The sequence below is a fragment of the Gillisia lutea genome (genome assembly GCF_021568705.1).
Taxonomy (GTDB): domain Bacteria; phylum Bacteroidota; class Bacteroidia; order Flavobacteriales; family Flavobacteriaceae; genus Gillisia; species Gillisia lutea.
Genome location: NZ_JAKGTH010000008.1, coordinates 111,756 through 134,337, shown reverse-complemented (window position 1 = coordinate 134,337; position 22,582 = coordinate 111,756). Strand labels below are relative to the sequence as shown.

24 protein-coding genes and 1 riboswitch are annotated in these 22,582 nt (G+C 34.9%); of the genes, 9 read left to right on the top strand and 15 right to left on the bottom strand.

Annotation, left to right across the window (positions count from 1 at the left end; translation table 11 throughout):
- Window positions 1-9: 9 nt before the first annotated feature.
- The 5 genes from L1I30_RS07765 to L1I30_RS07745 all read right to left on the bottom strand — a co-directional run bounded on the left by L1I30_RS07765 (window position 10) and on the right by L1I30_RS07745 (window position 6,428).
- A complete protein-coding gene (locus L1I30_RS07765) occupies window positions 10-1,821 on the bottom strand; it encodes an ABC transporter ATP-binding protein (protein ID WP_236133711.1) in 1,812 nt (603 codons plus the stop codon).
- 54 nt (window positions 1,822-1,875) lie between these two features.
- Window positions 1,876-2,091, bottom strand: a complete 216-nt coding sequence (locus L1I30_RS07760) for a VF530 family protein (RefSeq protein ID WP_236133710.1) — start codon at window positions 2,089-2,091, stop codon at window positions 1,876-1,878.
- Between the two features lie 10 nt (window positions 2,092-2,101).
- Window positions 2,102-3,424 carry a DEAD/DEAH box helicase gene (locus L1I30_RS07755; RefSeq protein WP_236133709.1) on the bottom strand — a complete coding sequence of 441 codons (1,323 nt, stop codon included), beginning with the start codon at window positions 3,422-3,424 and terminating at the stop codon, window positions 2,102-2,104.
- A gap of 51 nt (window positions 3,425-3,475) precedes the next feature.
- Window positions 3,476-5,026, bottom strand: coding sequence for an SDR family NAD(P)-dependent oxidoreductase (locus tag L1I30_RS07750; protein ID WP_236133708.1), 1,551 nt, complete (start codon window positions 5,024-5,026; stop codon window positions 3,476-3,478).
- Between the two features lie 88 nt (window positions 5,027-5,114).
- On the bottom strand, window positions 5,115-6,428 hold the full coding sequence (locus L1I30_RS07745) for a Na+/H+ antiporter NhaC family protein (protein WP_236133707.1): 1,314 nt from the start codon (window positions 6,426-6,428) through the stop codon (window positions 5,115-5,117).
- Window positions 6,429-6,483: 55 nt separating this feature from the next.
- Window positions 6,484-6,578, bottom strand: a riboswitch (SAM-I-IV-variant riboswitch).
- A 376-nt stretch (window positions 6,579-6,954) separates the two neighbouring features.
- On the opposite strand from L1I30_RS07745, the gene L1I30_RS07740 reads away from it, so the two are divergent.
- Window positions 6,955-7,095, top strand: a complete 141-nt coding sequence (locus tag L1I30_RS07740; RefSeq protein ID WP_236133706.1) for a hypothetical protein — start codon at window positions 6,955-6,957, stop codon at window positions 7,093-7,095.
- Window positions 7,096-7,124: 29 nt separating this feature from the next.
- Here L1I30_RS07740 and L1I30_RS07735 read toward each other — a convergent pair whose 3' ends face one another.
- Complete coding sequence (locus L1I30_RS07735; protein ID WP_236133705.1) at window positions 7,125-7,574, bottom strand: cold-shock protein; 450 nt, start codon at window positions 7,572-7,574, stop codon at window positions 7,125-7,127.
- Window positions 7,575-7,879: 305 nt separating this feature from the next.
- On the opposite strand from L1I30_RS07735, the gene rlmF reads away from it, so the two are divergent.
- Window positions 7,880-8,743 carry a 23S rRNA (adenine(1618)-N(6))-methyltransferase RlmF gene (rlmF, locus tag L1I30_RS07730; protein ID WP_236133704.1) on the top strand — a complete coding sequence of 288 codons (864 nt, stop codon included), beginning with the start codon at window positions 7,880-7,882 and terminating at the stop codon, window positions 8,741-8,743.
- Between the two features lie 24 nt (window positions 8,744-8,767).
- Here rlmF and L1I30_RS07725 read toward each other — a convergent pair whose 3' ends face one another.
- The 8 genes from L1I30_RS07725 to L1I30_RS07690 form a co-directional block, all read right to left on the bottom strand.
- Complete coding sequence (locus L1I30_RS07725; RefSeq protein ID WP_236133703.1) at window positions 8,768-9,628, bottom strand: NAD(P)-dependent oxidoreductase; 861 nt, start codon at window positions 9,626-9,628, stop codon at window positions 8,768-8,770.
- An 11-nt stretch (window positions 9,629-9,639) separates the two neighbouring features.
- Window positions 9,640-10,908, bottom strand: a complete 1,269-nt coding sequence (locus tag L1I30_RS07720; protein WP_236133702.1) for an MFS transporter — start codon at window positions 10,906-10,908, stop codon at window positions 9,640-9,642.
- Window positions 10,909-11,055: 147 nt separating this feature from the next.
- Complete coding sequence (locus L1I30_RS07715; RefSeq protein WP_236133701.1) at window positions 11,056-12,171, bottom strand: alkene reductase; 1,116 nt, start codon at window positions 12,169-12,171, stop codon at window positions 11,056-11,058.
- A gap of 121 nt (window positions 12,172-12,292) precedes the next feature.
- A complete protein-coding gene (locus L1I30_RS07710; RefSeq protein ID WP_236133700.1) occupies window positions 12,293-12,865 on the bottom strand; it encodes a Crp/Fnr family transcriptional regulator in 573 nt (190 codons plus the stop codon).
- A 74-nt stretch (window positions 12,866-12,939) separates the two neighbouring features.
- Entirely contained in the window at window positions 12,940-13,908 is a 969-nt protein-coding gene (locus tag L1I30_RS07705; RefSeq protein WP_236133699.1) for a YeiH family protein, read from the bottom strand.
- 75 nt (window positions 13,909-13,983) lie between these two features.
- Window positions 13,984-14,877: a LysR substrate-binding domain-containing protein gene (locus L1I30_RS07700; protein ID WP_236133698.1), complete on the bottom strand. Its 894-nt coding sequence runs from the start codon at window positions 14,875-14,877 to the stop codon at window positions 13,984-13,986.
- A gap of 116 nt (window positions 14,878-14,993) precedes the next feature.
- Entirely contained in the window at window positions 14,994-15,296 is a 303-nt protein-coding gene (locus L1I30_RS07695; protein WP_236133697.1) for an ArsR/SmtB family transcription factor, read from the bottom strand.
- A gap of 123 nt (window positions 15,297-15,419) precedes the next feature.
- Window positions 15,420-16,265, bottom strand: a complete 846-nt coding sequence (locus L1I30_RS07690) for a GIN domain-containing protein (protein WP_236133696.1) — start codon at window positions 16,263-16,265, stop codon at window positions 15,420-15,422.
- 292 nt (window positions 16,266-16,557) lie between these two features.
- Here L1I30_RS07690 and L1I30_RS07685 point away from each other — a divergent pair, with 292 nt between their 5' ends.
- Window positions 16,558-17,043, top strand: a complete 486-nt coding sequence (locus L1I30_RS07685; RefSeq protein ID WP_236133695.1) for a ferritin-like domain-containing protein — start codon at window positions 16,558-16,560, stop codon at window positions 17,041-17,043.
- A 46-nt stretch (window positions 17,044-17,089) separates the two neighbouring features.
- On the opposite strand, the gene L1I30_RS07680 is transcribed toward L1I30_RS07685, so the two are convergent.
- A complete protein-coding gene (locus tag L1I30_RS07680; protein ID WP_236133694.1) occupies window positions 17,090-17,722 on the bottom strand; it encodes a hypothetical protein in 633 nt (210 codons plus the stop codon).
- 133 nt (window positions 17,723-17,855) lie between these two features.
- On the opposite strand from L1I30_RS07680, the gene upp reads away from it, so the two are divergent.
- From upp to L1I30_RS07650, 6 genes are all read left to right on the top strand, one after another.
- Complete coding sequence (upp, locus tag L1I30_RS07675) at window positions 17,856-18,512, top strand: uracil phosphoribosyltransferase (RefSeq protein ID WP_236133693.1); 657 nt, start codon at window positions 17,856-17,858, stop codon at window positions 18,510-18,512.
- A 161-nt stretch (window positions 18,513-18,673) separates the two neighbouring features.
- Complete coding sequence (locus L1I30_RS07670) at window positions 18,674-19,501, top strand: OmpA/MotB family protein (protein WP_236133692.1); 828 nt, start codon at window positions 18,674-18,676, stop codon at window positions 19,499-19,501.
- A gap of 389 nt (window positions 19,502-19,890) precedes the next feature.
- Window positions 19,891-20,331, top strand: coding sequence for a DUF4402 domain-containing protein (locus L1I30_RS07665; protein WP_236133691.1), 441 nt, complete (start codon window positions 19,891-19,893; stop codon window positions 20,329-20,331).
- Between the two features lie 223 nt (window positions 20,332-20,554).
- A complete protein-coding gene (locus tag L1I30_RS07660) occupies window positions 20,555-21,034 on the top strand; it encodes a DUF4402 domain-containing protein (RefSeq protein ID WP_236133690.1) in 480 nt (159 codons plus the stop codon).
- Window positions 21,035-21,137: 103 nt separating this feature from the next.
- Window positions 21,138-21,644, top strand: a complete 507-nt coding sequence (locus L1I30_RS07655; protein WP_236133689.1) for a DUF4402 domain-containing protein — start codon at window positions 21,138-21,140, stop codon at window positions 21,642-21,644.
- A 90-nt stretch (window positions 21,645-21,734) separates the two neighbouring features.
- Window positions 21,735-22,553 (top strand): fimbrial biogenesis chaperone, encoded by an 819-nt coding sequence (locus L1I30_RS07650; RefSeq protein WP_236133688.1) that lies wholly within the window; start codon window positions 21,735-21,737, stop codon window positions 22,551-22,553.
- Window positions 22,554-22,582: the final 29 nt, after the last annotated feature.

Here is a 22,582-nt window from a genome sequence, read left to right as displayed (position 1 = left end):
AAATAGGTGCTAATCTTTGTAACCAGCCGCTTGTAGTTCAAATAATTCGGAATATAATTGTTTATTTTCCATAAGTTCTTCGTGAGTACCTATTTCAAGGATCGTTCCATGTTTTAAAACCAAAATTCTATCGGCCATTCTAACGGTTGAAAATCGGTGAGAAATAATAATGCTTGTCCTGTCTTTTGTAAGCCCTATAAAACGCTGAAATACCTCATATTCTGCTCTGGCATCTAAAGCTGAAGTGGGTTCATCTAGAATAATGATTGATGCATCACTCATGTAAGCTCTTGCCAACGCTATCTTCTGCCATTGTCCTCCTGACAGCTCAGCTCCTTTTTTAAACCGTTTTCCCAATTCCTGATTGTAGCCCAGAGGTAAACCTTCAATAACTTCATTTGCCAGACTTCGAGTAGCTGAATCTTGTATTTTATCATCATTTTCTACCTCTACAATATTTCCAACCGCAATATTTATTTTAGCTGTTAAATAATATTTCACAAAATCCTGGAATATTGCTCCTAACAGTTTCTGATATTCAGCTTTATGATAATGCCGTATATCTATACCATCCAATAAAATTGATCCACTGGTGGGTTCATACAGGCGAAGTAATAATTTAATAAGAGTTGTTTTTCCTGCACCATTTTCCCCTACTAAAGCTAACTTTTCACCTTTTATCAGTTCAAACGAGATGTTTTTGAGCACATAGGTGTTAGATTGAGGATACTTAAAACTTACATCTTTGAAAGTAACTCCTGTTTTGATATCGGTGGGGGTTTCCCAAAGTTCAAACCCGAGATCATCATCGAATTCCATATCAATAAAATCGAAATAATCCTGTAAATACAAAGCACTTTCGGTAATTAAAGAGAATCTTGAAAAAATCGTTTGTAATTGGTTTCTTAGCTGATTAAAGGAGCCTGCCAGAAAACTGAGCTCTCCAATGGTTACAGCGCCAATAACTGCTTTTAATACTATGAATATGTAGGCGCCATAATAGGCCATATCACCAATTATGTGAAAAAGCCCGGCCCAGATAGTTCTGCGAATTGATAATTTTCTATTCGCCTGATAATATTTATCGGCTATATTTTTAAAAGTGTCACTTATAAAATCGGCCAAACCAAAGAGTTTGATCTCCTTGGCAGTTACATCGCTCGCCCCTATCATTCGCATATAATCCAATTCCCGACGTTCCGGCGTCCAACTTTTTTGAAGAGAATAACTGGATTTACTGAATTTTAATTCATTTATAAATGAGGGGATAATAGAAATGATCAATAATAAGATAAGAATGGGATAAAAATATATAAGTGCAGAGATAAGCGAGGTTACCGTAATAATATCTTGCGCTTGGGATAACACATTAGACATTAAGGAAACCCGGCTAGTAGTTTGCCTTCTGGCTCTTTCCAATTTGTCATAGAATTCAGAATCTTCCAGATTGGCGAGTTCTACTTTAGCGGTCTTTTGAATTAAATCTATGGAAGAGGCATTGCTATACAGATCGCCTAATAATCCATCGGTAAGTGATATCAATCTATTAAAAACATCGCTTAGAATGGCTAATCCGAATTCAATTTCAATTAATATATATAGCCTGGAAAGGTCAACAATAGGATTGTTTATTTGAAGTATTACTTCATCTATAATTTCTTTCCCAATCCAAAGTAAGGCTATAGGCAAAAGCGACTTAATAAGTCTTAAAAGTACATTGCCAATAAATAGGGGTTTATTGGTTTTATATACTAGAGACAGAAATCTTGGAAGATAACGAAGAGAAACAAAATTATTCAGCCACCCTGAAATTTTAGCCATATTTCTTAAAAATTATATAGTAAGATCTATAAATATAACATATACTAAATAACCTTAAATAGATCTTAAATAGAGTTGCTCCACTTTTTCTTTGGCCCACGAAGTCTGCCTCAAGAATTTTAGACTGGATTTAATTGAAGGATTGGAAGTGAAACAGCGAACATTAATTCTACTAGCTAGCCCGTCCCAACCATATTTTTCAACTAAAAATTCAAGAATATCGGCTAACTTAATACCATGTAACGGGTTGTTGGGTTGCTCTTGTTTCATGTGATAATTTTTAAATCAGGTTAAGTCTTACCTTTTTCTTTTTAAGTCTTGAGTTATTGAGCTCTTTAATTAGCGTAGTTACTTTTCTTGCAGGAACAGCCACAAAAGCACAGTCTTGTTTAAGCTCTATAGTTCCAAGCTCATTCTTCTCTAAATTACCTTGTTTTAAGAATAAACCGGCTATATCTCCTTTAGATATCTTGTCCTTCCTACCACCAGAAATAAATATGGTTTCCCACTTAGAGGATGAGGGTTTAGGTAACTTTTTACTATTATCTATTTCTCCTACGGAAGTATCAGGATCTATAAACTCCGGTAAATCTTCCTTGGTCCATTGCAAGACGTAAGCAGTACCTGCCGAATTCATACGAGCCGTACGTCCATTTCTATGAGTAAATTCCTGACTTTTAAGTGGAAGCTGATAGTGAATAATGAATTTCATTTCCGGGATATCTATCCCTCTGGCAGCAAGATCTGTAGCTATAATAAGCTGATGAGTTCCATTTCTGAATTTTATAAGCGCACGCTCTCTATCCTTCTGTTCCATTCCTCCATAAAAACAACCATGAGAAATATTATGATCGGTTAAATAATCACTTACCCGCTGGATGGAATCCTTAAAATTACAAAATATGATCCCCGGTTCGTTTTCTATTTGACAAAGAAGTTGAACTAGGCTCTGTAATTTATCTTTATTAGGAGACAGTACTGTTTTAATATCTAGTTGAGATTTTCCTGTATCTAAATAGTTTACTACAGAAGGATCTATAACTCCAGCAAATTTTGGAATTTCTATCTCCTGGGTAGCCGAAGTGAGTATGCGTTTTGAAATATGAGGTAAAGCTTCTATAATTTCACTCATTTCCGCTTCAAAACCAACCTCTAAAGATTTGTCGAATTCATCTAAAACCAAGGTTTTTATATCGTCAATAGCAAAAGTTTCCCTTCTTAAATGATCGGCAATCCTACCTGGTGTGCCTATCAAGATAGCAGGGCGATGCTTTAGTTCAATCTTATCTTTTGAGAAAGCTCTACCACCATATACAGCATTTGCTTTATAACCGGACCCCATTTCACGAGTAACTTGTTCAATTTGAATTGCAAGTTCCCTGCTAGGCACAAGAATAAGCACTTGTACCTCGTGGCAGTCAACCTCTAAAGCATTGATAATTGGTAACAAAAACGCAAGGGTCTTTCCTGTTCCGGTAGGCGATAACAAAACGGTATTAGCACTTGAATCTATGGCAAGATGTGCTTCTTCCTGCATAGGATTCAGCTTCTCTATACCCAATTTATCCAGGATATACTTTTGTTCTTTTATGATATTTGACATGCGGCAAAAGTAAGTTTTATTCTGCCGCAATCCTGTAGGTATTTTATAATCTTACCAATCTATAGGCATATAATCTTTCAAGAACTTCCCACACCAGTGTTTCCCGGTGTTAATTCCGTCAAATAACGGATCCATCACACGAGCTGCACCATCAACAATATCTAATGGGGGTTGAAAGTCATGCACTTCTACTTTTTTCTTAGATAGTTCAGCAGGATCCTCATCGGTCACCCAACCTGTATCTACGGCATTCATAAATATTCCGTCTATCGCAAAGGTAGAGGCTGAAGTATGCGTCATCATATTCAATGCAGCTTTCGCCATATTGGTATGGGGATGCCTGTCTTCTTTATGAAAACGGTGGAATTTTCCTTCCATTGCAGAAACGTTGATAATATGTTTCTTACCTGTGTTTTCTTTTCGCATTAAATCAGCAAGACGATTACAAAGCACGAAAGGAGCGATAGAATTTACCAATTGCACTTCTATCATTTCAGTGGTTTCGATCTCTCCTAATTTAAGTCGCCAGCTATTGGTCTTTCTAAGATCTACTTGTTGCAAATCGGCATCTAACTGTCCCTCCGGAAAAACTTCTTTAGCAGAAAGGGAATTATCAAAACTATAGGGAATTTGAGATAGTTTAGCAGAAGCTCTTAACCCAATTCCTGGTTCTGGACCATGCCAGGTAACCGGCATATTTTGGTTGTTAGAAGCTCCTGAAGTCAATGTTTTTAATTCGCTTAAACAGTTTGCATGATCTGCCAAAAGTTCTTGTGCATATTGAGGTAAAGAGCTAATAGGCATTTCTTCCTTATTCATAAGATGCTGATAGAAACCAGCAGGACGCCTTACTGTTTGGGCAGCATTATTTATAAGGATATCCAAACGACTATACTTTTGCTCTATAAAATTGCAAAAGATCTCTACACTTGGAATATGGCGAAGGTCTAGACCGTGGATCTTTAATCGATGTCCCCAATCTGGAAAATCACTTTCTTTCGAAAATCTTAAAGCTGAATCTGCAGGAAATCTGGTAGTGGCAACCACGGTTGCTCCGGCTCTTAACAACATTAAAGTTATATGATACCCAATCTTTAATCTAGACCCGGTAACTACCGCTACCTGTCCTTTCAAATTAGCAGTTTGAAAACGTTTAGCATAGTTGAAATCACCACATTCAGTACACATAGTATCATAAAAATGATGCAGTTTAGTGTACACCGCCTTACATACGTAACAGTTTCTTGGTGATTCCAATTCTGGCTGTTCTTCTTCAGCTTTCTTAGAAAGTTCTATTAATTTAGGAGCAACAAAAACTACATTTTCACGAGCACTTCTAATTCCAGTTTCCTTGCGAGCATGTTTATCGCGCTCGATCATCTTGCGCTTAGCGGCTTTCTTTGCATCCTTCTTTCTTCTAATAAACTCATCTCGGCTTGGTCTGGTAAGAGAACCTGCTGCCGTCATTAAAGCAATACGTTTCTCCTCTGGCAATTCAAATACCTGATTGGTATCGGCTACCAAAGCTTCTAACATTGAAATACAGGTGTCAATTTGTTGTTGACTAAGCCTCGCGCTTTCTTCCGTATCTTTAATCTCCATAGTGCTATTCTTTCAAGCTGCGAATATAACTATAAAATCTTTTCAAGCCTCTCCCCTTTGTTAAGGTTAAATTGAATCTAAAAAAACACTAAACTACCTCCCTAATCTTAAGCTTTTTATTGCTGAATTGGATATATACTAACGTTCCAATTAAAAGTAACATCAAATACCAAGCATTTGATATCAGATCAAAATAATCGACCTTACCTCCAGCATAACTTAAAATAAGCAATACCTGAGCTCCATACGGCAAGACGCCTTGAATGATACAAGCGAAAATATCCAATACGGAAGCGACCTTAATTCGACTTAACCTAAATTTATCACTGAGATCTTTAGCTATAGGCCCTGTAATTATAATAGAAACTGTATTATTTGCAATAGCGGAATTAGTTAAACTCACTAAGCCTGCAACTCCAAAATAAGCAGTTCTATTATTAATCTTTTTACTGATGATATCTATAATATAACGTAGTCCACCTGCATGAGTCACCAAAGCAGCCAACCCCCCGGTTAGCATGGAAAGCAAAAATATTTCGGTCATTCCCGTAAATCCTTCGTAGGAGAGTTTAGCAAATTCAAGGAGTCCGAAATCTCCGTAAGCTAATCCAATAACTCCCGCAGCTATTATACCGATAAACAATACCGTAAATACGTTTAAACCTGCTACTGCCAAAATGATGACTAACAAATAAGGAATGATCTTTATCAAATCGAAACTATAATCCTGATCTATTTCTGCGATATCTTTTATGAGAGTACCTTGAAAAAACAATATTGCTATGGTGATTAATGCTGCCGGAAGTGCCACGAGAATATTTTGTCTGAATTTATCTTTCATCTTTACCTCCAAGGACTGGGTAGCAGCAATTGTAGTATCTGAAATGATGGAAAGGTTATCCCCAAACATAGAACCGCCAAGCAAAGAAGCGCTCAATACACCTAAAGAAGCTCCCGATCTATCTGCAAAACTTATTACAATCGGACCTAGCGCGACAATAGCGCCTACTGAAGTTCCTGTAGATATTGATAAGAAACCTGCGATAATAAATACCCCCACATATAGGTAATCTAAAGAAATATAATTTAGCCCTAAATTTACAATAGCATCTACACTCCCCGTTGCCTTACAAATTACAGTAAATGCTCCGGCAAGTAAATAGATTAGGCACATGGTAATGATCTTTTCATCACCACAACCTCTCAATAAGGTATCTACTTTGGTTTGTATACTATCAGTAAACATTACAAAAGCCAGTACAATTCCCAAGATCACAGCAATAGGAGAAGGTAAAGCGTAGAAGTCGTCTAAATAGATTCCAACCCCTAAAAAGCTTAGCACAAATAATAATAAGGGTAATAAAGCTTGAAAATAGCCTTTTCTGTTCGATAATTCATTCATAAAATTAAATACTTATGAATCAAAAAAGGGGGAAGAAAAGCAGAATAAAGGAAGTATGATTAACATTTTTTCCAAGTACTGGCTTATCATTTTAGCACCTTGCTCGTTATTGCAGGTTGCTATCTCCTTTTGAGATTCTTGATAATTAGGCGGCAAATATAAAATTTTATATGAACCTTGAATGAATAGAAATCATAATTTTAATTGAAATAATTTAAGGTGCTCAATGTGAGGTTTATATGTTTATGAGTGTTATTTACTATTCGGTTGTTTCAGGATATCTTCCATCATTTCTACTTGTACTTGTTGAATGTTTAAGAGTTTTCTGGTTGATGAATTATAAGATGATCATTTTTTTGTCGAGTATTCTTATCTCTAAACCTAACTTTAATTGATCGTATAATCCTGCCTAGAACGACATCTTTTTCCTCTTGTCTATTACCGGCGCTTGCTGAGCCCACAGATAGGAATATTAAAATACGAAGGATGAAGGATAAGGTTCGAAAGCTACGCCAACTAAATATTTATGAGTATCCAAATCACTATAAAAATTCCGAATATGCTTATGGAAGTTTTCATCTTTTGGAAATTTACATTGGCAGCGAGTAACCAGAATGGAAAAGACACGTACTTAAATTTGGAACAAAAAAAAGCAGCTAAAAAATAGCTGCTTTAAATTATATCTGATTCTAAAATTTAGATCTTCTTTACGCGAACTGCGTTCATGCCTTTCATTCCACGTTCCAGTTCATAAGTAACTGTATCGTTTTCTTCAATTTCATCTATCAGTCCACTTACGTGAACAAAATATTTTTCTTGAGACATAGAATCTATAATGAAACCAAAACCTTTAGAGTGATCAAAGAAGGAAACCTTTCCTTGTTTGTCAGCTTTTGGATCTTCTTCTTCTGAATCCTCTTTTTTAGGAATTCCAATTTCAATGCTTTCCAGCTCTACTTCAATCTTATCATCCGGATCCGGTGGAGTATCGGTAAGATTACCATATTTATCCACGTAAGCGATCTCAAATTCGCTTCCTTTAGGATTTGCTTTGCGCTCCTCCTTTTTCTTCTGCTTTTCTTCACGCTTCTTTAAGCGCTTCTTTTCTTTTTCAATTTTATTAAATGTCTGCTGTGATTTTGCCATTCGTTTTAATTAGTTATACAAGGAATAATTTAAGCTAAAATGAAGTGAAAAACAAATGATTGATATAAAATTTGTTGATGTACATAATTACCTGTCCAGATAATTGCTTTAATTATATGCAAATATAAATCTTCCTTTTTAATTTAAAGAAAATGCTTGGAGTAAATATTTTATTTTCTTATAAATTTTAGAAAATCTTAACCCTAATTGCAAATAATGGATTTGAAAGTATGTTTAGTGCACTACTCTATTTTAGTTTGTAAGGCCGTATCTTTGTCAAAACAATGCTAATAACTCCTTCATTCATGCCACATCCAAAAAATATTCTAGCAAATTCTTATGATTTCACCGCTTTAATTAAAAGCCATAAACCATTAGGAGAATATGTTAGCCTTAATGCAGTTGGAAATAAAAGTATTGATTTTGCCGATAGTAAGGCGGTACTTCAATTGAACAAGGCCCTTTTAAAACATCATTATCAGCTAGTAGATTGGGAAATTCCCGAGAACTATTTATGTCCTCCTATTCCGGGAAGAGCAGATTATATCCATCACATATATGATCTTTTAGCTGAAGATAATATCAAAATGAATGTAAAAGGACTTGATATTGGTGTAGGAGCAAATTGTATCTATCCTATTCTTGGTGCCAAAATTTATAATTGGAAGATGTTTGGTGCTGATATAGATGAAAATGCAATTGCTGCAGCTACGGCTAATGTAAAAATGACGCCCGGTCTTAAAAAGTTAATTGAAATAAGACAGCAAGATAATAATGCTAATATTTTTGGCGGTATTATTAAAGAAGGAGAATATTTCAACTTTAGCATGTGCAACCCACCTTTTCATCCATCTGAAGAAGCTGCAAAGCGTGGGACTTTTAGAAAATTAAAAAATCTCGGACAGTCAAATTTGTTGACCAGAAATTTTGGGGGACAGGCAAATGAGCTCTGGTGTAATGGCGGAGAGGCACTTTTCATTAAAAGAATGATCAAGGAAAGTGTAAATTTTAAAACTCAGGTAGGCTGGTTTACTTCTTTGGTTTCAAAAAAGGAAAACTTAGCAAAGATCTATAAACAATTAGATAGATTAAAAGTCACACATAAAACCATAGAAATGGAACAAGGCAACAAACGCAGCAGATTTATTGCCTGGAAATTTGAAAATTAGGGAAACCTTCTCCTATTAACTATTTTATTTATTCAGAAATTTAAACACTGAAGAAAAATCTAGATCTCCCTGTTTATCTTGTTTTGCCAAGGCATATACTTCTTTCGCAGTATTGGTTAAAGGTACCGCTCTTTCATATTCGTACGCAGTATCGGTAAAGAGTTGGAGATCCTTTTGAAGGTGTTTCAAAGGGAAATTTGGCTCATAATTTTCATCTTCTATCCTCGACCGGAATGCGTTTAAAATAGGTGGTGTAACAGCCGATTCCAAAAGAATATCTATAGCTTTTGTTTTGTCGATACCCATTGCTATTCCCAGCGAAAGAGATTCAGAAAAAGCCAACATACTTTGCCCGAGAAGTTGATTGATCATTATTTTCATGGCCGCTCCTTTACCATTTTCACCCACATGTATGGTTTTGTTTCCCATAAGGTCCAATAAAGGTTGTATTTCCGAAAGGTCTTCCTGCTCCCCTCCTACTAAAAAGATCAATAGAGCCTTTTCTGCCGGAACTTTTGATCCTGAGACAGGAGCATCTAAAAATCGGACTCCATGTTTATTTGCTAATTTTGCCATCTTTTTACTAAAACTCGGATTAACGGTACTGCTATCAATCCAGATAGTATCCTTTTTCAAACCTTTCAGGAAACCATCTTTTCCTACTGCCATTTCTTCTACAGCGGTCGGGTTTTCTAGCATTGTAATAATCACATCAGCATCTTTAGCTATTTCCTTGGGAGAATCTCCCCATTCTGCCCCTCTTTCGATAAGTGCAACAGCTTTAGACTTTGTTCTATTATACACGCATAGCTGATGTCCTCCTTTTAATAAATTGGCTGCCATTGGCGCACCCATAATTCCTAAACCTATAAAACCTATTTTCATATTATCCCTTTTTAATTATTTTCTTCGTGTTCTTTAAGATCCTTTCTTAAATCTAATTTTCTAAATGTTGGCGATATTATTCCGGTGGTAACAACTGTAAGCAATGTCATACTTCCTCCAAATACCACCGCTGTAACCGTACCCATTAATTTAGCTGTAAGTCCGCTTTCAAAAGCACCTAACTCGTTGGAGGAGCCAACAAACATGGAGTTTACTGAGGCCACTCTTCCCCTCATATGATCGGGGGTTTTTAATTGAAGAATGGTTTGTCTAATAATCATAGAAACACCATCTGTTACACCACTAAAAAACAAGGCAAGGACCGATATCCAAAACCAGGTAGAAAGTCCGAAAGCTATCATACATAGCCCAAAACCAAAAACCGCCCCAAGAAGCTTCATTCCTGCATTTTTATTAAGTGGAAAATATGCCGAAGTGAACATGATAATAAGTGCGCCTACAGCAGGAGCAGCTCTTAAAATACCAAATCCCTGCGGACCAACTTTTAATATATCTTGTGCAAAAATAGGTAGTAAAGCCACGGCACCACCAAAAAGAACCGCGATCATGTCCAGAGTGATAGCGCCTAAAATAATTTTTGTTTCAAAAACATATTTTATGCCTTCCTTTAAACTTTTCATCACCGGCTCTCCTATTTTTGTGTTTAGAATAGGTTTCTTCGGGATTTGACTTAATGAGACAAAAGCCATTAAAGAAAATGCAAAAACTAAGCACATAGACCAATGTACTCCTATCCAATTAATAGCAAAACCAGCTAATGCAGGACCAAGTACCGCACCCATTTGCCATACAGAACTACTCCATGTGGCGGCATTGGGATATATTTTTTTGGGTATAATCAGGGAGAATAAAGAAAAGATAGTAGGACCTAAGAAGGCACGAACAATACCACCCAAAAACACTAGAAAATAAATGGCATACAAAATTATATTTGTAGAAATATCTCCTATAACCCGTGGCCAGGTTAACAAGAAAAGCCCTAAACTAATTACAGAGAAGCCTAAAATACACTTCATAAGTAAGCCTTTCTTTTCCTTTTGATCTACAATATGTCCGGCAAATAGGGCTAAGGATACGGCAGGTATTACCTCCATTAATCCAATAATTCCTAACGAGAGCGGATTTTTGGTTATACTGTATACCTCCCACTCTATTACTACAAACTGCATAGACCACGCAAATACCATTGCAAATCTTACAAGTAAGAATATATTGAACTCTCTATACCTTAACGCTGCATAAGGGTCGTTTTTCGCCATAAATCAAATTGATATTCGCACTTTACAATGCAATTGAAAATTCATTAATATATTTTACATCTTAACTAAGATGGCAAGAAAATACCAAGCCTCTAAAATACTAATTCTTTAGAGGCCTGATATTATATTAAGATATAATTAGAAGATCTAATTAGGGATATATGCATTGGCTTTAGCTTCATAGTCTAAGTAGCCTTTTTTTCCTTGAGAATAGAATGTATCGGGATCCCAATTGGTTAAAGGAATGTTTTGTGCAAACCTCTCGGCCAGATCAGGGTTGGAGATGTAAGGTTTTCCAAAGGCAACCAGATCGGCGAGTCCCTCCTCAATAATTTTATTTCCTTTTTCCTGATCAAATCCACCATTTATCATAAGTGTTCCTTTATAAAGTGGCCTGTAATGCTTTGCAATTTCGGTAACAGCATAAGGAACTTGGGAAACATCTGTAAAGGGTTCAGAAAGATGCAAATAAGATAAATTATAGTCATTCAACTTTTCAACAATATAATCAAAAGTTGGAATTGTTTCCTCATCTACTTCAATACCAAACATTCCATGTAGCGAAGGATTTAGCCTTAGACCAATTCTATTCTCAGGCATTACCTCTTTAATGGCATCTATAACTTCAAAAAGAAATCTAGCTCTATTTTCCTTATTTCCACCATATTGATCGGTACGTTTATTAGAATTGACACTAAAAAACTGATGAAACAAATATCCGTTAGAAGAATGTATCTCTACACCGTCAAAGCCGGCTTTCATAGCGTTTGAAGCAGCATCTTTGAAATCCTGAACCGTCTGTTTAATCTCCTCTACAGACATTTCTTTGGGAGTTACAGTGTCTTTAAATCCTTCTAATGTAAAAGATTGTGCATTGGGATTAATTGCAGAGGGGGCCAATGGCAGTTCTCCATTATGAAAATCTGGGTGAGAAATACGACCAACATGCCACAACTGAATGAATATCTTTCCGTTTTTTTTGTGTACTTTATCGGTAACTTTTTTCCAGCCTGCAATCTGAGTTTCTGTGTAAATTCCAGGTGTATAAATATATCCAACCGCACGAGGTGAAACTTGTGAACCTTCTGATATTATTAAACCTGCAGAAGCACGTTGTTCATAATATATTCCTTGCATTTCTGCGGTAGCGACTTTTTCAGGATTGTTTGCCCTACTGCGCGTCATGGGCGCCATGACCAAGCGGTTTTTTAATTCTAGATCAGCTAAATTGTATGCGGTTAATAATGCTTGCTTTTTATCCATTATGATACTTTTATTTTCAAGGATTATATCGATCTTACAAATCGATTTCACTTCAAAATTAACACATAGAAGATGAAATAAAATTGATATATGTTAGTTCTCTTTGTTAAAAAGCGTTAATCTATAACATCTCTTTTCGTATTCTGCTCAAGCTTTCGGGTTTTATACCTAGGTAGTTGGCTATATGATAATTAGCAACCCTTTTCTCAATATTAGGGTAAATAGCACAAAATTCAAGATACCGTTCTTTACCAGATTTTTGCAATATGGATAAAATTCTGCCTCGTAAAGAAACAAAAGCATTGGTTGTTTTAATTCTGAAGAACCGCTCAAAGATTGGAATTCTCTTATATAAAGTTTCTAAAGCTTCTTTATTTATTTCTAGTAAATACGAATCTTCTAAAGCTTCAATATACAATTTGGCAGGTTGTTGATTAAAAAAAGCTTCAAAATCACTTATCCACCAGTCGTCTACCGCAAACTGAATGATATGTTTTTCACCTTTTTCATCTATGCAATATGCCTGTAAACACCCCTTAACTACATAAAATTCTGATGATACTAACTCCCCCGGAGAAATGAGAAATTGCTTTTTTCGGAGATGCTTTTCAGTAAGAATACTTAAAAATTCATCTTGTTCTTTAAGAGAAAGATCTACAAATTTTAATATATGATCCAGTATTTGTTGCTTCATAAAAAAAGTAGACGAAACTTTTACAGTGTACTTTCATATAGAGAGTTTCTAAGTTATCCCGAAAGAATAGAGTATTAAGAAATTTCGTTCATAATTATTACCAAGGAAGCTATTGCAATAAATATCCAAATGCTAATGGCTAGTAATAGTGGCTTCATTCCAATGTTTCTCAAACTTTTATAATTCAGTGTGGAACCTATTAAAAATAGCACCAGGCATAAAAACAATTTTGATATATAGATAATACCAGGAGAAAATGATTGTAGTACCGGTATATAGGAATTAGCTAATATGGCTAAAATAAAAAACCCAATAAAATATGGAATATGAATTTTATTGCAAGCCCCTTTTGAAAGAAAGGCAAATATTAGAGAAATGGGAAGTATCCACAACGCTCTGGCCAGTTTTACAGTAGTAGCTATTTTTAAGGCCTGATCTCCATAAACCGATGCAGCACCAACAACCGAACTGGTATCGTGTATAGCAATAGCACTCCACAAGCCAAATTGAGTTTGAGAAAGCTCCAAAATATGTCCTACTAAGGGAAAAACAAATAATGCCACCGAATTTAAAAGGAATACAATTCCAATAGAAATGGAAATTTGTTGTGCATTGGCTTTAATTATAGGAGAAACAGCCGCAATTGCGCTTCCTCCACAAATAGCCGTACCGGTGGAAATTAACTGAGTGATCTTTTTATCTATTCCTAAAAATTTCCCTATTAGCAATCCCAAAAGGATAGTAGCACTAATTGAAAATATTGTTAAAACAAAACCATTTTTTCCTGCTTTCAAAGCCGTAGTAAGGTCTAACCCAAACCCTAAACCTATTACTGCTATTTTCAATAACCAGTTTACCAATTTCTGACTGCTTAATAAAAATGGATTGCCTAGTGTTTGAGCCGTGAATATGCCCAAAGCCAATGCATAAGGAGGAGATAATAATGTAGAAAAACTCAACACTCCTAATAAAATAAATAAGAACTTCTTTAAATTGATATTCCATTTTATTCGAGGCAATACGTTATAAGATTTAAGATTCATGATAACCTTGTTGTTCTATGTAAATGTAGCAAGGCGAATTGCTTAAATCAAATCATAAATTGTCATGACTTATTACTATTTGTTATAATGGCGAGTTAGGAATTTTACAAATAATGAAGAAAGAGCTGAGGGGTGTCCTTGCTGGACGGCATAATGGAGATCTCGTCTTATTTCTAATGTGTCGACATCTACTATGAACAAATCACCAGAAATCAACTCTTTCATAATAGTATGGATGCTCAAAAATGCAGCGGTTTTTCCATCCATAAGAAATGTTTTAATACTCTCAGAGCTCCCCAAATTCATGATAACGCTAAGATCTTCTAGCTTTAGCCCCACCCTATTTAAAGATTCCAAAGTAACTTGTAATGTACCAGAACCCTGTTCTCTTAATAAAATAGAAATTGATTTAAGTTCTTCCAGACTTATTTTTTCCCTTCTAAAAATAGGATGTCCCTTAGCAACAACTAACACAATTTCATCTTCTAAAAAAGGGGTATAGGCTATTTCTCTGTTTTTAGATCTACCTTCAATAAAACCTAATTCAACGCTTTTATCTAATATGGAACGCTCTACCTCTGCAGTATTTTGATTGATCATTGTGATCTTTACGTTCGGAAATTTTTGATGAAATTTTGAAAGAATTTCAGGAAGTATATATTGAGCTATGGTAGTGCTTGCCGCAATTCTTAGTACTCCTTCGGTATGCTCAATTAAGGAGTTCATGTCAAATTGAAGCTCCTCATAACTTCCGGAGATAAGTTTAGCGTGCATCAGTAAAATTTCTCCGGCATTTGTTAAACATATGCTGTTGCCCTGCCTATCGAAAAGCTTTTGGTTGAAATGCGCTTCAATTTGTTTGATATGTCTTGTAACTGCAGGTTGTGTTATTCGCAATTCTTCAGCCGCTTTAGAGAAACTAAGGCGAATAGCTACCGTATGAAATACTTTTAGTTTATAGTCGAACATTATAAACAAATGTAATATTTAATCCTGTTCAGGTTTCAATTGGAAGAGATATTTACAATTATATTTCATTAAACATATCGCTAAAAAATTTAGTGCAGTATACATAGTTAGAAATTCTAAAGTTCTTTTTTTAATGTGATTAAGTAATCACTTACCGTTTTTTCAATTCTTTTATAATAGGTCCATTTTCCATAGCGAGTAGGTTCAACAAGCCCAGCGTTATGCATCATAGACAGGTAGTGAGAGATTGTAGATTGTGAGAGACCTGCCTTTTTACGGATATATTGCACACAAACCCCATCCTCAAAATGTTTAAGGTCTTCGTGAGGTGGGAAATGTTGCTGCGGATTTTTAAGCCATTGCAGGATTTGTAATCTCACTTTATTCGATAAAACCTTATTAATTTCAAGAATATCCATGATGCAAAGATACAACTATATCGACTTAAATCGATATGACATAGTAGGTTAACGCTTTGTCATATTGCGTAAAAAAAATAAAAGGCCTCCTCAAGAGACCTTTTATTACCTACTATAGAAGTGTTATTTCTTAATGATCTTAGATTTTTCTGAAAACCCTTTAATGTCCATTTTTGGGTTGCCATAAACATAAACATTACTTTTACCCTCAGCATATAATTCCAGAGTATTTGTCGCATTTACATAAACATCTGAAGAATTGGATGTATTTAAGATAACAGTTCCCACCCTTAACTCTTTGGCTTTAAGCTCTGCACCATCTTTAAGGTCGAAGTTTGAAATTTCAGCTTCTCCCTCGGCTTTAAATTGTGCTGAATCATTTAGAGTGACACCAATATTCTCTGCGGTGATATAAGTATCCAGATCTGTCCTGTCATTCATAATAACATTCAAATTTGTGCTTTTAATTTTTAGGTCTCCGTCACTGTTTTTTTGCATTGCAATATTAATTGTCGTGGCATTGATATCTAAAATGAATCTACTTGAATTGAACCCTTCAATATTCAATGTATCAGAAGTAAAAACTCCTCTTCCAATAACCTTCACATCGTCTCTGAAGATCATGCTTTGTAAATTTTCCACAGTTAAGAATATCTCTAACCTCTTACTGCTTTGAATTTCTGAACTTGATGAAATAATTAATGTGCTATCTTTTACATGGAATTGAATTACATCTACTAAATTCTTATCGGTTGTAAGTATGTAGTTATTATCATTTCCCTGACTTAAAGTGAGTTCAAAATTGTCGTTAACCTCTAATTTGTTAAAGCCTTTATCAATTTTTTCCGAAACCGATACCACTTCTTTATTTCCTTTAATTTTATCTCTTTTTTGGGCATAACCAATGGAAGAAATAAGCATGGCAGTTACCAGTACTATTTTAATTTGAGTAGTTTTTTTAATGATCATTTGTTTTGAGTTATTTTTAAAATCGATTTCCACAATCAATAATGATACCTTTTTTGAATAAAATCACATGTGGGCCGAGTATCAAATATACAGCTAAAACCCGAAATTTATAAGGTTCAGAATTTCTCCTGATAAATACGATTTAAACCTAACTACTCTCTTCTGCAATAATCATGGTAATTTTTTAAATACTCTTAACACGATTAGTTAAACCATTCTCAATTCTTTATCTTTAGTATAGCAACCAGATGTTTACAAAGTATCTTTATATAAATTCTAAAAACTTATAATTATGAAAACCACCAGAGAAGAGGCTAAAGAGCATAGTCACGACGATTTAGTACATCATTTACAAGGTTTATTGGAAAAGAATTATGATGCAGAGAAGGGCTTTAAAAAAGCAATGGTTGAAACTGAAGATTTAAATTTAAAGGAGTTTCTTCAGCGTCAAGCATTACAAAGAAATCGTTTTGCTACACAGTTAGATAAAGAGATACATTCTTTGAATGCGAAACCAAAAGAAAAAGGAAGTGCTATTGGAGCGCTGCATAGAGCATGGATAGATGTTAAAACGGCTTTTACAGGGAATGATGACGAAGCTATTTTGGAAGAGTGTATACGCGGTGAGAAAGCAAGTGTTCGAGAATATGAAGAAACACTAAAAAAGCAAAAATTTCCGGCAAAAATCACAGACGTTTTAAATTCTCAATTAAGTGAAATTAGAACCACACTTTCTAAAGTAAAATCTTTAGAAGATTTAGCCGATAGCTGGGATTAGTGAAACCAGAAAATTTAGTTAAGAGAGTGGTCCAAGGGCTGCTCTTTTAGTTTTTAACCACAATTATTCTTGCTTTAGCACCGGTAAGTAAATTCCATTGGCTAGAGGTAATCAATTCTCCCTGATCGCCAATTACCTTCATAGCGGCAGTATTTGGGCCAGACTCTCCTTGATTAAGCGCTTCGAATTCAATGGTATTAAAACCATCTTCCAAAGTTACCAGCACGGGTTTATAATGAGCTTGAAGTTCTATACTGGTTTGAATCATCTTTCCGTTCACATAAACTCTCACTCGGTCTCCATCTACATATTGATAATCCCTACAATATATTTCCACGAATTTTCCGGTAGTAATATAATCACCTAAATATTGATCGGTAGGTTTATTTGTCCTTGCTTTTTCATCTTCAGTCCATTTCTTTTCTATAAAATCTCCCGCGGTTAACAGGTCGTGTCCTGTTTTCATACTTAAAGGTTCCTTTTCAGGCTGTTGATAATTTTCAGAAGTTGGTGTAGTTCTACCAATGAACGGATTTTTGGAAGGAGTTGAATTGGAGCCGGGCAACGGAATAATTGGACTTTCAGACCTATCTATAGGTGTAGACTGCATGGGCTTCTCAATTTGAGCTTTTGCAGTAATGAAGGAAAGGATTAAGAATAAGGAGCACAAATATTTCATATCGAATTATATAAATACAAATTTATCAGGAACAAGTAATCAAAAATAAAACCAATTCTTATAAATAGAAGGCTTTCCTTTAAAATCTATTTTTCGTGTTAATATTTCTGTTTAACTTTAACAAAAAAAGTCAATGCAAGTTATAAATCTACAAACTCAAAACTCCATCTTAAATAAATTTATCGCAGAGATCAGAGATGTTTCCGTTCAACATGATAAGATGCGATTTAGGCGTAATATTGAGCGTATTGGAGAAATTATTGGATACGAACTAAGCAAGGAACTACATTATAAAGAAGAAGCAATTACCACACCATTAGGAACTACAAATGTGAATTTGCCACAACAAGATATTGTAATTTGCTCTATTTTAAGAGCAGGACTTCCTTTACACAACGGCTTGTTGAACTATTTTGATGATGCTGAGAATACGTTTATTTCAGCATATAGGCATCATATTACTGAAACTGAGTTTGAGGTAAAGGTAGAATACCTGGCCTCCCCTTCTCTTGAGGGAAAAACACTTATTCTGGCCGACCCAATGCTAGCAACAGGAAGTTCTTTTGTAAATGTGCTTAACGCATTAAAAGCAATGGGAACTCCTAAAAAGATTCATTTAGTATCGGTTATTGGAGCTCAACCTGGAATTGATTATGTGAATGAACACTTTCCAGATTCTTCGAAATTATGGATTGCCACTGTAGACGATCAACTTAATGAAAAAGGCTATATAGTACCAGGTTTAGGGGATGCAGGAGATTTATGTTTTGGGTCAAAACTTCAGCATTAGGCATTTTTTAGGCAGATATTGGGATAAAGACAAAGGCATAAATTTATGTTAAAATGAAATTATAAATACGAATTCCAAAATCACCTCGTTTTCTATGGAAGGTCTAAAATCCAAAAAACTATTATTAAAGGCCCTAATATTAAACTTTAAAATAACCTAAAATGAAAAAGACTTTATTAGTAACCGTATTATCTGCAGCGATGTTCACTTCATGTGTGTCGAAAAAAAAATACGTAGAACTGGAATCGGAGTTGTCTAACACTCAAAGTAATTTGCAGCGAACCACTATGGAAAAAGAGGAGGCTCAGGCTAAATTAGATGCTATTGAAGCTCGTGTGGCAGATTATAATGCAAAGATCAATTCATTGAAAGAGTCGAATGACGAAAAACTTGAAATGAATGATATTACAGCTATGTCTAATAAGACAAAGGCAAAGATGAGAGCTACACTTTCAAAAATGGATCCTTCTGAACTTGCAGAGGCTAAAACCCTTGAAGATTCCATTAATTTAGCTGTATCTTATAATTTGAAACAATCTATTTCTGATGATTCGGAAAGTGATGATGTGCAAATTACTGTAGATAAAACAGTAGTGATGATTAATGTTTCGGACAAATTATTATTCAATAGTGGTAGTTACCGAGTAAGCAGTAAGGCAAATAACCTATTGAAAAAACTTTCAGAAGTAATTAATTCAGAACCAAGTATGGAAGTAATGGTTGAAGGTCATACCGATTCTCAGACATTAGTGCCAGGTTCTTACATTCAAGACAACTGGGATTTAAGTGTTAGAAGAGCAACTTCCATTGTGAGAATTCTACAGGATAAATATAATGTAGAGCCGGCTAAATTAATTGCCGCAGGAAGAAGTAGCTATTCACCTTTAGTTGAAAATACATCTAAAGAGAACAGAGCTAAAAACAGAAGAACAAGAATTGTGATTATTCCAAATCTTGATAAATTCTTTGCTCTTCTGGAGTCGGAATAAGAATTAAAAATATAGTTCTACTATAAAAGGTGAAAGCAAATGCTTTCACCTTTTTTTTGTGATACTCAATATAAAGTCACATACTTTATATTAATAACTGAAACATTCAGGTTTAAAACAATCAATTTTGTAGGAATTAATGAAATTTTTCTTACAAAGACCATAATTCTTGTAATCCGTGTTAACCCCTATGATTATTGTTTAAAATCGTTTTACTAATATTTATGATGTTAATAAATCTTAAAATATTGTGCATTTCATCGATTATATGATGTCTTTTGTCGATTAAGTGTTTTTAATCTCTATATTTGACCTATAGAATTTTGAAAGTTATGAATCGGTCAATCATTTTAGCGGGAATATTAATGCTTATCACAAATTTAGTGTGTATGGCTCAAGCCACCGCTAACTTTACTGCTTCTGCTACTATTATTCAACCAATTGGAATTACTACCACTTCTAATATGAGTTTTGCCAACCTAGACGCTAAGTCTGGTGGAGCAGTAATTTTATCTCCAGATAACACCAGATTAACTTCTGGTGACGTTGCATTAGCCGACGGTACTCCAGCTTCTGCTGCTAGTTTTACAGTTACCGGGGAAACGGGTTTTACATATGCTGTAACTTTACCGTCATCAGAATATGTATTAACCAATGGAAGTGAAAATATGATTATTAAAGATTTCACCAGTAACATTGATAACTCAGGAAGTCTTGCCGGAGGTTCTCAAAATATACGTGTTGGTGCTACTTTAAAAGTTAACCCTAACCAAACACCAGGTAATTATACTTCACCTGCCGGATTTAATGTTACAGTAAATTATAACTAGATTAATTACTTAACGTACCAATTTCCATCTAACATCTTCTCAGTTTTCTTGCCCGTTTTTAACGTAATAGGTTATTTTTTGTGTTAATAAAGTTCAAATTTTTGCACTTTAACGAGTATATAAAGTATATCAACGATTAAATTTTGTTGCAATTTGTATTTAAACTCATATTTGCAGTGTTAAAAAAACGAACCCAAACCTATACACTTTAATACCTACAAACATGAAAAAAATTACTTTTGCTTTATTCGCACTTATCGCTGGAACATCTTTCGCACAAAATTCAGCAAATGCTGAAGCAGCTACTTTTGCTGAAATAGTAGAACCATTAACAATTGAAAAAGATCAAGATCTTAATTTCGGAAGAATTATTGGTGGATCTGCCGGAGGTGGAACTGTAAGCATAAGCGCTGAAGATGCAGCAACTAGAACCATCGATGATGCATTGAATGCACCTGGTGGAACTATACAAGCAGCTAAATTTACAATTACAGGAAGTGACTATAATTATGGAATTAAAATCGAAGGTTCTGATTTAGAATCAGGTGAATCAACAGCCATGAAATACACTCCTGATAGCAATTTGTCTAGTTCAGAAAAAGGAGACCAAACTTTATACGTTGGTGGTGACCTTGTAGTAGGAACTAATCAAGATGCTGGTAATTACGAAGGTACAGTTACAGTAACCGTTACTTACGAATAATTATATATAATTCCTATACTTTAAAAACGCCGCCCATGTGGCGGCGTTTTTCAGTTTTAATCAGATTTTATAATTGGTTCACCTTAACTAAGAAATTACAAATATGTACCTAAAACATTATTTGCTTTCCTTTTTCTTCTTATTGTGTTATAATTTATATTCTCAAGTTTCTGCTACATCTACCGTAGAGAGCAGAGCTACCATTATTGATCCAATAAAAATAGAAAAAACCATAGATCTTGACTTCGGGAATGTGATTAGCGGCTATACTCCCGGAAGTGTTGTTCTTACTCCCGATGGAACTCGAACTGCCAATGGTGTAATGATCTCCAATAGTTTTGCAGGAACTGTTAGTGCCGCAGAGGCAGTAGTAACTCATGGCAATAATAGTTATGCAATAACACTACCTACTTCGTTCACATTATACAATCAGGAAAATCAGAACCAAATTTTAGTAATTGATCAATTTCAAGTTATGCCACTGCTAAACTCTGGTGTCGATGGCGAAGATATTTTAAAGATTGGTGCTACTTTAAATTTGGAGGCTAATCAAATACCCGGCTATTATACTAATACAGGTGGTTTCAATGTTACAGTTTCGTATAATTGATTTAAATGAAGCCACTTTACTTTAAGTTAGATTATCTATATTTGGAAATTATTACAAAATATTAGCTATATTACTTCCAAAGCCCCTAAAATGACATTAAAATTACTCAGAATATTCTCTATTTGTTCTTTAATTATTTTTTCTTCCAGCATATATGCTCAGGGAGATTTAATGGTTATGCCCAAACGTCTTGTTTTTGATGGCTCTCAAAGAGCACAGGAAATAAATCTTGCAAATACAGGAACCGATTCTACCACCTACGCCATTTCCATAGTTCAATACAAAATGACGGAGGAGGGGAATTTTGTAGAAATTTCCGATCCGGAAGAAAACCAACGTTTTGCAACCAACTTTTTAAGATATTACCCGCGTAGAGTGACACTTGCTCCCAATGAGGCTCAAACGGTACGAATTCAGGTAACCAGGACCGGAGATTTAGAGAATGGGGAATACAGATCACATATTTATTTTAGAGCGGTAGAAAAACAAGTTGCTCTTGGAGAGGAAGCTAAAGAAGATTCGGAAGGGATCTCAATTAATATAAAGACAGTTTTTGGAATTAGTATTCCTATAATTATAAGAGAAGGAGAATCTACAACCACAATAGATTTAGACGATTTAAATTTAGATACTTCTGAGACTGCTCCTAAATTATCCCTTGCCATTAAGAGGTCTGGAAACATGTCGGTTTATGGTACTTTATCGGTAAAGCACATCTCTCCTACCGGAACTACTATCGAAGTAGGATTGGTAAAAGGTATAGCTGTATACACTCCAAATATAAAACGAGATTTCTCTCTAAATTTATTCCAATCACCCGAAATAGACTATACCTCGGGAAAATTATTAGTTACCTATAGTGATGAAAACGGTAAATTGTTAGGAAAAAACGAATTTACTATTAAATAAAACGAGTTAAATCGCCTATGGCAAAAGAC

Excerpts from the sequence above, each read along its gene's own strand:
- L1I30_RS07765 (WP_236133711.1), bottom strand. The coding sequence starts at position 1,821 with ATGGCTAAAATTTCAGGGTGGCTGAATAATTTTGTTTCTCTTCGTTAT.
- L1I30_RS07760 (WP_236133710.1), bottom strand. The coding sequence starts at position 2,091 with ATGAAACAAGAGCAACCCAACAACCCGTTACATGGTATTAAGTTAGCC.
- L1I30_RS07755 (WP_236133709.1), bottom strand. The coding sequence starts at position 3,424 with ATGTCAAATATCATAAAAGAACAAAAGTATATCCTGGATAAATTGGGT.
- L1I30_RS07750 (WP_236133708.1), bottom strand. The coding sequence starts at position 5,026 with ATGGAGATTAAAGATACGGAAGAAAGCGCGAGGCTTAGTCAACAACAA.
- L1I30_RS07745 (WP_236133707.1), bottom strand. The coding sequence starts at position 6,428 with ATGAATGAATTATCGAACAGAAAAGGCTATTTTCAAGCTTTATTACCC.
- L1I30_RS07740 (WP_236133706.1), top strand. The coding sequence starts at position 6,955 with ATGAGTATCCAAATCACTATAAAAATTCCGAATATGCTTATGGAAGTT.
- L1I30_RS07735 (WP_236133705.1), bottom strand. The coding sequence starts at position 7,574 with ATGGCAAAATCACAGCAGACATTTAATAAAATTGAAAAAGAAAAGAAG.
- rlmF (WP_236133704.1), top strand. The coding sequence starts at position 7,880 with ATGCCACATCCAAAAAATATTCTAGCAAATTCTTATGATTTCACCGCT.
- L1I30_RS07725 (WP_236133703.1), bottom strand. The coding sequence starts at position 9,628 with ATGAAAATAGGTTTTATAGGTTTAGGAATTATGGGTGCGCCAATGGCA.
- L1I30_RS07720 (WP_236133702.1), bottom strand. The coding sequence starts at position 10,908 with ATGGCGAAAAACGACCCTTATGCAGCGTTAAGGTATAGAGAGTTCAAT.
- L1I30_RS07715 (WP_236133701.1), bottom strand. The coding sequence starts at position 12,171 with ATGGATAAAAAGCAAGCATTATTAACCGCATACAATTTAGCTGATCTA.
- L1I30_RS07710 (WP_236133700.1), bottom strand. The coding sequence starts at position 12,865 with ATGAAGCAACAAATACTGGATCATATATTAAAATTTGTAGATCTTTCT.
- L1I30_RS07705 (WP_236133699.1), bottom strand. The coding sequence starts at position 13,908 with ATGAATCTTAAATCTTATAACGTATTGCCTCGAATAAAATGGAATATC.
- L1I30_RS07700 (WP_236133698.1), bottom strand. The coding sequence starts at position 14,877 with ATGTTCGACTATAAACTAAAAGTATTTCATACGGTAGCTATTCGCCTT.
- L1I30_RS07695 (WP_236133697.1), bottom strand. The coding sequence starts at position 15,296 with ATGGATATTCTTGAAATTAATAAGGTTTTATCGAATAAAGTGAGATTA.
- L1I30_RS07690 (WP_236133696.1), bottom strand. The coding sequence starts at position 16,265 with ATGATCATTAAAAAAACTACTCAAATTAAAATAGTACTGGTAACTGCC.
- L1I30_RS07685 (WP_236133695.1), top strand. The coding sequence starts at position 16,558 with ATGAAAACCACCAGAGAAGAGGCTAAAGAGCATAGTCACGACGATTTA.
- L1I30_RS07680 (WP_236133694.1), bottom strand. The coding sequence starts at position 17,722 with ATGAAATATTTGTGCTCCTTATTCTTAATCCTTTCCTTCATTACTGCA.
- upp (WP_236133693.1), top strand. The coding sequence starts at position 17,856 with ATGCAAGTTATAAATCTACAAACTCAAAACTCCATCTTAAATAAATTT.
- L1I30_RS07670 (WP_236133692.1), top strand. The coding sequence starts at position 18,674 with ATGAAAAAGACTTTATTAGTAACCGTATTATCTGCAGCGATGTTCACT.
- L1I30_RS07665 (WP_236133691.1), top strand. The coding sequence starts at position 19,891 with ATGGCTCAAGCCACCGCTAACTTTACTGCTTCTGCTACTATTATTCAA.
- L1I30_RS07660 (WP_236133690.1), top strand. The coding sequence starts at position 20,555 with ATGAAAAAAATTACTTTTGCTTTATTCGCACTTATCGCTGGAACATCT.
- L1I30_RS07655 (WP_236133689.1), top strand. The coding sequence starts at position 21,138 with ATGTACCTAAAACATTATTTGCTTTCCTTTTTCTTCTTATTGTGTTAT.
- L1I30_RS07650 (WP_236133688.1), top strand. The coding sequence starts at position 21,735 with ATGACATTAAAATTACTCAGAATATTCTCTATTTGTTCTTTAATTATT.